This is a genomic window from Bradyrhizobium genomosp. I (2014) (genome assembly GCF_000261685.1).
Classification (GTDB): domain Bacteria; phylum Pseudomonadota; class Alphaproteobacteria; order Rhizobiales; family Xanthobacteraceae; genus Bradyrhizobium.
Window position 1 is genome coordinate 19,023 of record NZ_AJQE01000290.1, and the last position, 10,111, is coordinate 29,133.

Consider the following 10,111-nt stretch of genomic DNA (forward strand, 5'->3'; position numbering starts at 1 on the left):
ATGCGTCGGCTGGCATGTTTGACGATGCTGTTGGCAGCGCTCGGAGGCTGCGGCGATCATTCCATGTCTCAGCAGAATCGTTACGGTACGTTCTCGAAGGCGCCTCTGTTCAGGGATGGCACCGAGGCCCAATCCCTGCCGAAAGGTACCGTTGCGCAGGGCGACCTTGCGCGCGCACGGCAGATCACGACGCCGCCTGCCGTCGACATGGCCCTGCTATCGCGCGGGCGGGAGCGTTACGACATCTACTGCTCCCCCTGTCATGGGCTCTCCGGACATGGCGACGGCATGATCGTGCAGCGCGGGTTTCCCGCCCCGCCCTCCTATCATTCCGCCCGGCTTCGCGCAGCCGATGCCCGGCACATCTTCGACGTCATCACCAATGGCTACGGTACCATGTATTCCTATGCCGCCCGGATCGAGCCGCGCGACCGCTGGGCCATCATCGCCTATATCCGGGCGCTCCAGCAATCTCAGCAAACCGACATGGCCGCCGCGCCGCAGCTGAGGAGCAAGCTGCCATGATCGCCGCGCTCCGCAACCAGACGCTGAACGCGCTCGGCACCCCGCTGGCGGCGGCGGGCGTCGCGTTGCTGGCCCTCATGGCTGCGCTGGTGCTCGCGGCGGCACGTCTCGGGACTCATCCAAGTCTACTGCGGGGCTGGCTCGTCGCATTCGCGATATGGAGCTGCGCCCCGATCGGCAGCATGGCATTGCTGCTCATTCACCGCCTGACCGGCGGTCGATGGGGAGTAGTCGCCGCACCGGTGCTGCGGACGCTCGCGGCCATGATGCCTCTCGTGGCCATCGCCTTCGTCCCCGTTCTCGCCGGACTGACCGACATCTATCCCTGGGCTGCAACTCCGAGCCGGATCAAGCCGGATGTCACCTTCTGGTATCTAGGCCAGTCGTCGTTCATCTTGCGAGCCCTGATTGCGCTGATCGGATGGTGCGTGCTCGGGCTGACCTTTGCGGTCCGGGCCGGCAGGCGACTGCCGGCCGCTTTAGGCCTCGCGTTCTACGGCTTCACAATCAGCATGGTTGCGGTCGATTGGTTCCTGTCCGTCGAACCTCATTACGTCTCCACCGCCTTCGCTTCCATGATCGCGATACAACAGCTGCTTGCCGCGTTGGCCGTCGTGGCCGTTTGGGGGACCTCTAACATCGCAGGCGAAGGGCGGAGCGATATCGGCAAGCTCTTGATGGCAACGCTGCTGGGCGTCGTCTACCTCGAATACATGACGTTCGTCGTCGCCTGGTACGGCGATCTGCCTCACAAGGCCGGGTGGTTCATTGAGCGCAGCACGGCGGCATGGACTGCGGCGCTGGTTGCGACCTTTGCGCTTGGTGCAATCCTGCCGTTCGCGATGCTGCTGTTCGCCGGCGTTCGCGGCAGCCGCGCCGGGTTGCGCGCGGTCGGTCTTCTGCTGCTGCTCGGGACCAGCATGCACTTTGCCTGGTTGCTCGTGCCTGCATTCTCGGAGCAATCCGCCGTGGCCGCGACCGGTCTTTGCTCGCTCGTCATCCTGACCGCCGCGTCCATGCTCTTCGGGCGGGGCATTGCATCCGCGGAGGCGTGCAATGCCGACTGAGGAGATGGGCAACCGCGCGCTGCCCCAACCGGCCGATATCCACAGCCGCGCCGTGCTGGCCGTTGTCGGCTGCTTTCTGCTCTTCGTGGGCGCCGCAATAGCCGGACTGCTGCTATTCCTGAATAATCGGGCCCCAGGCGCATTCAGCCCGCGCGTCGAGAGCCGATTCCCTTCGCCGGAGCTGCAGACATCGCCTGAGGTCGACTTCGCACGGCTCGAGGCCGCACAACAAGCGCAGCTCTCCAGCTACGCCTGGGTCGATCGCGACCATGATCTTGCGCGCATCCCGATCGATGAGGCGATGCAACTCGTCGCGGGACGCGGCGAGCACGCCTATGATGCTCCCCAGCTTCGCCCGGCCTTGCCCCCCCGCGTGAACGGAGGAATGCCATGAGGCGGGCCGTTTTTATCCTCGCGCTTGCGCTCTGGCCGACACTCGCGCAGGCCGGATTGACGGAGCAGCAGATTGGACAGGTCGGCTTCGACCCACCTGCGGATGCGCACCTCCCGCTCTCCTTGCAGTTCACGGATCTCGGTGGCCACCAGGTGTCCATCCGACAAGCAATCGGTGGACGTCCGACCCTGCTGATTCCGGCGGACTTCACCTGTCAACAAATTTGCGGGCCCGCGTTGACCATCGCAAGCTCTGCGTTGCAGCAGACTGGCCTTGCTCCGGAACGGGACTACAAACTCATCGTCATCGGCATAGATCCACGCGACACCATCGATGACGCGCGTCGTTTCACGCGGGGACAGATCGGGGAAGAGGGCACATCGGTCCTGACCGGATCGCGAGAGGCCGTCGCCGCGCTCCTCGGGGCCATCGGCTATCATACCGAACGCGACAGCAGCCGCGACGCGATCGCACATCCGGCCGCCTTCGCCACCGTCGCGCCGGACGGCCGAATCGTCCGGACGCTGTCCAGTCTGGCCCTGCAACCGCGCGATCTGCGCCTCGCGCTGCTGGAAGCCGGCAACGGCTCGATCGGGGGACTTTCCGGACGCATCGCGCTGCTTTGCTATGGATTTGATGCGGTGCACGGCATCTATACCCGCAGAATCGCCGTTATTCTGCAGATTCTCGGGATCTCGACCGTTGCCATAATGGGCGCGCTGATCGGGTTGATGCTGGTGCGCAGCAGACGTCGCGGAGCTTCAGCATGAACTCGCCGTTCAGGCTGCCCGAAGCAAGCACGCACGCCGTCACGGTAGATCACATCTTTTATCTTCTGCTGCTTTTGTCCGGCGCGACTGCGGTCCTGGTGTTCGGACTGATCCTGCTGTTTGCCGTCCGGTATCGCCGCGGCTCGTCCGCCAAGCGCGGTCCGATGCCTGAGATCCTCAGCCGCGAATTCGAAATTGGTTGGACGGTTGCGACGTTGCTGACTTTCGCCTTCCTGTTCTGGTGGGCGTCCTCCGCCGACCTTGGCAGCCTGGCCGCTCCGCCGAGCGCACTGGAAATCCACGTCGTCGCGAAACAATGGATGTGGAAGACGCAGCACCCGAGCGGTGCCCGCGAAATCAACGCCTTGCATGTACCGCTGGATAGGCCGGTCCATCTCCTGATGAGTTCGCAGGACGTCATCCATTCCTTCTTCGTGCCGGCCTTCCGGGTCAAGAAGGACGTTGTGCCCGGCCGCGACACCGACATCTGGTTTCAGGCGAGCAAGAGCGGCACCTTCCCGCTTCTGTGCGCCGAATATTGCGGCACCAATCATTCGATGATGCGAGGCAAGATCGTGGTCATGCGCCAGGACGACTATGCCGGATGGCTGGTCCAGCAGCCCGAAGGCGACGACCTTGCCCATGAGGGAGCGAAACTGTTTGTGTCGCAAGGATGCTCGGGCTGCCACGCCGCCTCGTCGAACGTCCACGCGCCGCGGCTGGCGGGACTCTATGGCCGCGCTGTGCAGCTGGCGGATGGGCGCACCGTTTCCGCGGACGAGGCCTACATCCGGGATTCAATCTTGCAGCCGAAGCGCGACGTCGTCGCTGGTTATGAACCGGTCATGCCGAGTTTCAAGGGGCTGCTCGACGACGGCGAAATCCAGAGCCTGACGGCCTATATCCGCTCACTCAGCAAGGAGCAGCCAGATGACTGACGCCCTGCTTGCCGGAGAGCTGCCGCTGCCGCCCCACCCGGATTATCTGCGCGACGGCTCGACCGTATGGTCCTGGCTTGCCACCACCGATCACAAGCGCATTGCGATCCTCTACGCGGTGACCATCACGGTCTTCTTCTTTCTCGGCGGCGCCGCAATCACGGCCGTGCGGCTCGAACTGTTCGAGCCTAACGGATGGCTGTTGACATCGGACACCTACAACAAGCTGTTCTCGTTCCACGGGATCATCATGGTCTGGTTCTTCCTGGTGCCATCGATCCCCAACACGTTCGGCAATTTCCTGCTGCCACTGATGATCGGGGCACCCGACGTCGCATTTCCGCGGCTCAATCTGTTCAGCTGGTATCTGACCATCGCAGCCGGCGCGTTCACCGTTTACGCGCTCGTCGCCGGCGGCGTCGACACCGGCTGGACGTTTTATACGCCTTACTCGTCGATGTTCTCCAACACTCATGTGTTCGCGGCGGCGGCTGGCGTGTTCGTCGTCGGCTTTGCCAGCATCGCCACGGGCGTGAACTTCATCGCGACCACCCATATGCTTCGCGCACCCGGTATGACGTGGTTCAGGTTGCCCCTTTTCGTCTGGGCCGTCTACGCGACGTCACTGATCATGGTGCTGGCAACGCCGGTGCTCGCGATCTCGCTGCTGCTTGTGATCGCGGAACGCGTCTTGGGGCTGCCGATCTTCGATCCCGCGCGCGGCGGAGATCCGATCCTATTCCAACACTTGTTTTGGTTCTACTCACACCCCGCCGTTTACATCATGGTCCTGCCCGCCATGGGGGTCGTCTCGGAGATCATTCCTTGCTTCGCGAGGCGGCGGATTTTCGGATACGACTTCATGGTCTACGCCATGCTTGCGATTGCCGGCATCGGTTTCTTCGTCTGGGGACACCACATGTTCGTGTCCGGACAATCGGCCCTAGCGAGCCTCGTGTTCTCCTTCCTGTCGTTCATCATCGCGGTGCCTTCGGCCATCAAGGTCTTCAACTGGACCGCATCCCTCTATCGCGGGCAGATCAGCTTCGAATCCCCGATGCTGTATGCACTCGGCTTCGTCGGACTGTTTACGACCGGCGGGCTCTCCGGCCTATTCCTCGCTTCGATCCCGGTGGACATCCATGTCACCGACACCTACTTTGTCGTCGCGCACTTCCATTACATCATGGTGGGAGGTTCGGTCTCTGCCTTCTTCGCCGGCCTGCACTTCTGGTGGCCTAAGGTTACGGGCAAGCTCTACCCCGAGAGCTGGGCGAAATTCGCCGCCATTCTCATGTATGCCGGCTTCAACATGACGTTCCTGCCGCAATTCTTCGCAGGCTACCTCGGTATGCCGCGGCGGTATCATACCTATCCAGCAGAATTCCAGATCTACAATGTGATGTCCTCCGCTGGAGCAGCAGTACTCGCCGTCGCATACCTGCTGCCGCTCGGCTACCTGGGCTGGTCCCTATTCTACGGTGGGAAGGCGGCGAAGAACCCCTGGGGCGCCACCGGCCTCGAATGGACCGCGACTTCGCCGCCGCCGCCGAAGAACTTCGACCGGCAACCGCGCGTGGACCGTGGGCCCTACGATTACCACGCCCAGGGTATGTCAGCCGGCACCGATCCTCCGGAAATGCAGAGCGCGAGGGACACGCGATGAGCGACGAGAGTGCACTGCTGAGGGAACCCTGGTTCGATTTCGGCCGGCAGCGCGAGGCAGGCAAATTCGGCATCTGGGTATTTCTCGCCAGCGAGACGCTGTTCTTCGGGGCGCTGATGCTCACCTACACGGTCTGTCGGATCGAACATCCGGAAGCGTTCGCTGCCGCCGGCCGGGAGACAAATATCTGGTACGGTACGATCAATACCGCCGTTCTGTTGACCAGCAGCCTCACCATGGCAGTCGCTGCGCAGGCGTCCGAACAGTCTGCGCGGCTGCGACGCCTTGTGCTTTCGTGCCTCTTGCTCACCGCGATGCTCGGCCTTGCGTTCATCGCCATCAAGGGCTTCGAGTACAAGGAAGACATCGACAAGCATCTCGTGCCGGGAGCCGAGTTTGCATTGCCTCAGCGCGGGGCCGAGCTGTTTTACGGATTCTATTGGCTGGTCACGGGCGTACATGCGATCCACCTGTCGATCGGCATTGCGCTCGTGAGTCGCCTGTTCTGGGTGCTGCTCCGTCGCGAACTGCCTGCGAAAGACAATCCCGAGATCGAGGTGACAGCCTTATACTGGCATCTGGTCGATATTGTCTGGATCTTCCTCTACCCGCTGATCTATTTGCCGGGGCGCGCATCATGAGCGACCGCGAAGAAGCAGGTGGGGATGCCCGCTCAAGCGATGGTGTCCGCCGCTTATGGGCGAGGAACCTCTTGATCTGGGCCGCGCTCCTCGTACTCCTGCTGCTCAGCCTCGTCGCCGCCTATATCCCCATGGGCCGAGTGACGACCGCGAGCGGGATCGTCGTCGCTGCGGCAAAATCGACCCTCGTCGTCTTGCTCTTCATGGAGCTTGCCTCGGCGAAGCCGCAAATCCGCATCGCCGCGATTTCAGGGCTTGTTTTCCTGGTCGCGATGTTTGCACTGACCTTCGTTGACGTCCTCGCGCGGCCCTGACGATGGCTGCAACGCCTCTACTTGCGCCAAGAATGGTGGCGCACCATTCATGGGGGAGCGCTGTATGAGAGGCTCTGATGCAGCCACGTTCGAATGCAGCTTCAGGAGGGGAAGACTTTTGCTGCGCTCCAAGACGTGACTGCATCAGTTTGCTGCGACGCCAAGTGTCCAGGATCCGCGCACGTCACCGGAAGCCGTCAGGCGGACGTTTGGTTCCTCACGAGTTCTGAAACTGCCTCATGTCGAGCCGCAAGCCGGCCTTGTTTGCTTGATCCGCTGTAACGTAAGGCAAGCCATAATAGCTCAGCTTCGGGCTCCATCGCCCCGTTTGGCCCGGTACGGGACGGCATAGGTCCCTCCGCCAGCAGACGCTTCGCGGGAGATCACGACGGCCGCGAGCTTTCCGCCGTCGTCGAAAACGAGATCGGAGACATAACCGTAGCCCTGTCCTGCCTGCAACCGCGCATAGTCCCCGATGACTTTCGAGATCGAGAACTCGTGCGGCTCGTCCTGGGCCTGGCCAGGATCGACAAAGAGACCGTATTCCCGCGACCTCAAGTCGGAAAAATCGGCCACGATTGCTCCTTCGTGAAGCGGACGCAGGACCCGCTTGAATGGAATCCGGGAGATAAATTCCGGCTCATCCTTCGTCCTGAAGCCTCGACGAGCAGCGACATGATCTGCCCGTCGTCCGCCATGACTACGTTCCGGATTGCTCCCATATAGCGCCACCGTTCGGACCGGCGCGAGAGCGCAGCAAATCGGCGCATGCGCCCAACTCCAACAATGATCTGATCCGCCGCCTGCTACCTCGATCGCGCAGCCTGCTGGTTGGTCGCTGCGACGATGTCCGACTGAAGCCGACGCAGATGATGATGCAGGAGCGTCATCTTCCCATGCAATATGCCCACTTCATCGAACACGGCGCGGCTTCGCTCACCGCCAGAGCCGGAAATTCCCGTCGAAATTCAGACGGTTGGAGCAAAGGATTTCGTCGGGATACCTTTGATCCTTGGCATGCGGATTTCCCCAACACCGATGCATGGTCCAAATTGCCGGCAGCGCGCGACGGATAGAAGCCGACTCGCTGATCGAGCTCATGAGGGAGGACGTCGCCATCGAGAAGCTACTGCTGCGGTATGTGCAGGCGACGTTGATCCAGAGCTCACAGCTGGCTGCGTGCAACTCGCGCCACAGCTTGCAACAGCGATTGGCTCGGTGGCTGCTGGTCGCCGTGGACAAACTGGCCTCTCCCGAAATTCCGCTCACGCACCGATGCATGGCGCAGGCCCTCGGCGTGCGGCGCGCCGGCGTTACGGCGGCGTTGTCCAGTCACGTACAGAGAGTGAGCCGACGCACGGAACGCGACCGGCCCCCGCCTTGTTGACGCATGCGCTGATCTGGAGGCTCGGCGTGCACCCGCCCCCGTGTCTCATGCCGAGCAAATTTCCGGGCCTGACGGCGGTTAATCATCCACCTCTACATGCGCACCAGCCGGGACGCCGATTACGATCTTGACGAGTCTAGGTCTCCAAGCAAAGGATGCTCTCGTGCAATACGGTACCATCGCTCGTGTCGTCCCTTTGGTGTTTGTTCCGATTACCCCGATCGCCGGGTACTTTCTTCACCCTCCGCCGATCTGGATTTTCGGATCCGGTGTTCTCGCGATAGCCGTGCTCGCCGAATGGATCCGCGTGGCAACCGACCAGCTTTCCTCCCACACCGGTCCTGCCGTAGGCGGTCTCTTGACAGTGAGCTTGGGAAGCCTCGCCGAACTTATTCTCGCGCTGTTCGTTCTTGCGCGCGGTCATGTTGAGGTTGTTCACGCCCAGATCACCGGGTCTATAGCAGCGACCTGCTTGCTGGGGTTGGGAATGGCCATCGTCGCCGGCGGGTTGAATCGCGAGCACCAAAGCTTCACCCAAGCGCGCGCCGGGTTGCTGTCAAGCATGCTGGTCTTGTCCGTCATCGCTCTTCTGCTTCCCGCAGTCTTCGACTACACCGGCCGCAGCATTCGTCATGTCAACGATGTAGGGGCCTCCGATGAGCGGCTCAGCTTGGCCGTGTCTGTCGTGCTGCTCATTCTCTACTCCGGAAATCTCGTCTTCACCCTCATCACTCACAGAAACATCTTCGCAACCAATGAGGAGGCTTCGGTCAAATCGGCCTGGTCGGCCTCCAAATGCTTGATCGTGTTGGTGGCATGTACCGGCGCGGCGGCCCTGCAGAGCGAGTTCGTCTCCGGCGCCCTGACGGAGGCAGCCAAATCCACGGGCGTCACCCCCCTCTTTCTTGGCGTTGTGGTGCTCGCGCTGGTCGGCACCAGTTCGGACATATTTGCAGCCGTCTGGTTTGCTCGGCGCGACCGGATGGGCCTTGTAATGACGCTCTGCATCGGATCGGCGATCCAGATTGCTCTAGTTGTCGCTCCGCTTCTCGTCATCTTTTCCTGGGCGATCGGGAAGCCCATGACCCTCGTCTTCCAGAATCCCGTCGACCTATTTTCTATTGCCGGCACCGCGTTCATCGTAAATGCCATCACCAGAGACGCCGAGACCACCTGGTTCGAAGGCGCACTGCTCATCGGTGTTTACGTGGTGTTGGCGCTTGCATATTTCTTCTCTTGAACTGGAAACGGAGAGCTGATCTCAACAGCCGCATCCGGAAAACGGTTGCGCAAGGAGTAGAACGCGTCGCCCCCGATCGGTCCGGGCGCCTCTCCAGATTGTCGCACCTGGTGCCGAGCGGCCTCCCCCAACCATTGAGGGCGAGAAAACGTGGTCGCTGATCGCGGCTACAGGATCACCTCTCCTGCCAGGAAGGCCAGAACCACGAACACAAGGAAGATCGCCACGGCTGCGAAAAACAGCCACTTGGCGATGGTGGACGCACCAGCAGCGATTCCGCTGAAGCCGAGCAATCCGGCCACGATAGAGATGATGAAGAATATCAACGCCCACTTCAGCATGCCAAGCTCCTGCTTCGCCCTCTCGCCGACCTTGACGACAATCGTCACGAACTGTCGATGTTCCGACCGGCAGGTGCTCTCGATAGCAAGCGGTGGGTGCGCCAACGTACCTCTGATCGTCCCGGCAGTCGGAAGCCAGCAGAGCCGAGCACGCGGCGCCCCCCTTTGCAGCTTGTCAAAGCGTTTTGATTGGAGCGCCCCACCGCATTTCGGGAGAGCCGATCCACCACGTCGGAAATCGAAGTCGGCTTCTCGACGACGTACGGGTTAATCGGCCGGTGACGAAATCATCGGCAATGAAGTATTCGTCATCGATAACGGCTATTCGCACGGGAACCCACGAGCTTTTACGTAAACCAGAGTTTTTCCATTCGTAGCGACGGCGAGGCGATGATCAAGCCACAGCCGCATCGAACGGCGCACGTTGTCCGCTTCCGCACATGGGGCGACAATGTTGCCCTGTTGGCCGGACAGTTGATCTCGTCATCAGAAGCAGCTCCAGACACGGCAAGTACACATCTGTACCAACTGTTTCTGCAACGGCACCTCTGCTTGCGCATTTCCTTGATGCAGTGAAGAGCCAAGGGAGAAGAGCTGATGAGAACCTGTAACCGTTCCAGCAGATGGTACCTCGCCGCCGCCGTGGTGTCCCTCGCGATCCCGGTCGGAACTTCCGCGCAAGCCGCGCCAATGGCGGCCGCAAGCGGATTGATCAACAGCGATGCCAATGTGGTGCAGATTCAGTGGAGGCATGACCGCCACCATGGTTGGCATCGCCATTGGCGGGACGGATACCGGCACCGCTACAGCCGCGGCTGGGGGGCCCCC

General features: G+C 61.6%; 13 protein-coding genes. 11 read left to right on the plus strand and 2 right to left on the minus strand.

The features are described from left to right. The 8 genes from IC50_RS26930 to IC50_RS26965 are packed head-to-tail and all read left to right on the plus strand — an operon-like array spanning position 1 to position 6,315. Entirely contained in the window at positions 1–525 is a 525-nt protein-coding gene (locus IC50_RS26930; RefSeq protein ID WP_035711827.1) for a c-type cytochrome, read from the plus strand. After that, positions 522–1,592: a hypothetical protein gene (locus IC50_RS26935; RefSeq protein ID WP_050991114.1), complete on the plus strand. Its 1,071-nt coding sequence runs from the start codon at positions 522–524 to the stop codon at positions 1,590–1,592. The genes IC50_RS26930 and IC50_RS26935 overlap by 4 nt, the downstream gene beginning before the upstream one ends. Further along, positions 1,582–1,986: a hypothetical protein gene (locus IC50_RS26940; protein ID WP_035711793.1), complete on the plus strand. Its 405-nt coding sequence runs from the start codon at positions 1,582–1,584 to the stop codon at positions 1,984–1,986. The genes IC50_RS26935 and IC50_RS26940 overlap by 11 nt, the downstream gene beginning before the upstream one ends. Next, positions 1,983–2,756: an SCO family protein gene (locus IC50_RS26945; protein WP_035711796.1), complete on the plus strand. Its 774-nt coding sequence runs from the start codon at positions 1,983–1,985 to the stop codon at positions 2,754–2,756. Before IC50_RS26940 ends, IC50_RS26945 begins: the two co-directional genes overlap by 4 nt. Beyond that, positions 2,753–3,694, plus strand: coding sequence for a cytochrome c oxidase subunit II (coxB, locus tag IC50_RS26950; protein WP_035711799.1), 942 nt, complete (start codon positions 2,753–2,755; stop codon positions 3,692–3,694). The genes IC50_RS26945 and coxB overlap by 4 nt, the downstream gene beginning before the upstream one ends. Continuing rightward, on the plus strand, positions 3,687–5,360 hold the full coding sequence (locus IC50_RS26955) for a cytochrome c oxidase subunit I (protein ID WP_035711802.1): 1,674 nt from the start codon (positions 3,687–3,689) through the stop codon (positions 5,358–5,360). Before coxB ends, IC50_RS26955 begins: the two co-directional genes overlap by 8 nt. Beyond that, a complete protein-coding gene (locus IC50_RS26960; RefSeq protein ID WP_035711805.1) occupies positions 5,357–6,001 on the plus strand; it encodes a cytochrome c oxidase subunit 3 in 645 nt (214 codons plus the stop codon). The genes IC50_RS26955 and IC50_RS26960 overlap by 4 nt, the downstream gene beginning before the upstream one ends. Further along, a complete protein-coding gene (locus tag IC50_RS26965; protein ID WP_035711808.1) occupies positions 5,998–6,315 on the plus strand; it encodes a cytochrome C oxidase subunit IV family protein in 318 nt (105 codons plus the stop codon). The genes IC50_RS26960 and IC50_RS26965 overlap by 4 nt, the downstream gene beginning before the upstream one ends. Positions 6,316–6,618: 303 nt before the next feature. On the opposite strand, the gene IC50_RS41515 is transcribed toward IC50_RS26965, so the two are convergent. After that, on the minus strand, positions 6,619–6,891 hold the full coding sequence (locus IC50_RS41515) for a PRC-barrel domain-containing protein (RefSeq protein ID WP_157461087.1): 273 nt from the start codon (positions 6,889–6,891) through the stop codon (positions 6,619–6,621). Positions 6,892–7,184: 293 nt separating this feature from the next. Here IC50_RS41515 and IC50_RS41520 point away from each other — a divergent pair, with 293 nt between their 5' ends. Both IC50_RS41520 and cax read left to right on the plus strand, forming a co-directional pair. Further along, positions 7,185–7,391: a hypothetical protein gene (locus IC50_RS41520; RefSeq protein WP_157461089.1), complete on the plus strand. Its 207-nt coding sequence runs from the start codon at positions 7,185–7,187 to the stop codon at positions 7,389–7,391. A 474-nt stretch (positions 7,392–7,865) separates the two neighbouring features. Beyond that, a complete protein-coding gene (gene cax / locus IC50_RS26980; protein ID WP_244429655.1) occupies positions 7,866–8,942 on the plus strand; it encodes a calcium/proton exchanger in 1,077 nt (358 codons plus the stop codon). Between the two features lie 167 nt (positions 8,943–9,109). Here cax and IC50_RS26985 read toward each other — a convergent pair whose 3' ends face one another. Then, a complete protein-coding gene (locus IC50_RS26985) occupies positions 9,110–9,283 on the minus strand; it encodes a DUF1328 domain-containing protein (RefSeq protein WP_035711834.1) in 174 nt (57 codons plus the stop codon). A gap of 597 nt (positions 9,284–9,880) precedes the next feature. Here IC50_RS26985 and IC50_RS42815 point away from each other — a divergent pair. Continuing rightward, positions 9,881–10,111: hypothetical protein (locus IC50_RS42815; protein WP_440588147.1), on the plus strand; the 231-nt coding region annotated here is incomplete at its 3' end.

What these genes read in the sequence shown, in the direction of transcription:
- IC50_RS26985 (WP_035711834.1), bottom strand. Translation starts at nt 9,283, where the DNA reads ATGCTGAAGTGGGCGTTGATATTCTTCATCATCTCTATCGTGGCCGGA.
- IC50_RS26965 (WP_035711808.1), top strand. Translation starts at nt 5,998, where the DNA reads ATGAGCGACCGCGAAGAAGCAGGTGGGGATGCCCGCTCAAGCGATGGT.
- IC50_RS26940 (WP_035711793.1), top strand. Translation starts at nt 1,582, where the DNA reads ATGCCGACTGAGGAGATGGGCAACCGCGCGCTGCCCCAACCGGCCGAT.
- coxB (WP_035711799.1), top strand. Translation starts at nt 2,753, where the DNA reads ATGAACTCGCCGTTCAGGCTGCCCGAAGCAAGCACGCACGCCGTCACG.
- IC50_RS41520 (WP_157461089.1), top strand. Translation starts at nt 7,185, where the DNA reads ATGATGATGCAGGAGCGTCATCTTCCCATGCAATATGCCCACTTCATC.
- IC50_RS26960 (WP_035711805.1), top strand. Translation starts at nt 5,357, where the DNA reads ATGAGCGACGAGAGTGCACTGCTGAGGGAACCCTGGTTCGATTTCGGC.
- IC50_RS26955 (WP_035711802.1), top strand. Translation starts at nt 3,687, where the DNA reads ATGACTGACGCCCTGCTTGCCGGAGAGCTGCCGCTGCCGCCCCACCCG.
- IC50_RS26945 (WP_035711796.1), top strand. Translation starts at nt 1,983, where the DNA reads ATGAGGCGGGCCGTTTTTATCCTCGCGCTTGCGCTCTGGCCGACACTC.
- IC50_RS26935 (WP_050991114.1), top strand. Translation starts at nt 522, where the DNA reads ATGATCGCCGCGCTCCGCAACCAGACGCTGAACGCGCTCGGCACCCCG.
- IC50_RS26930 (WP_035711827.1), top strand. Translation starts at nt 1, where the DNA reads ATGCGTCGGCTGGCATGTTTGACGATGCTGTTGGCAGCGCTCGGAGGC.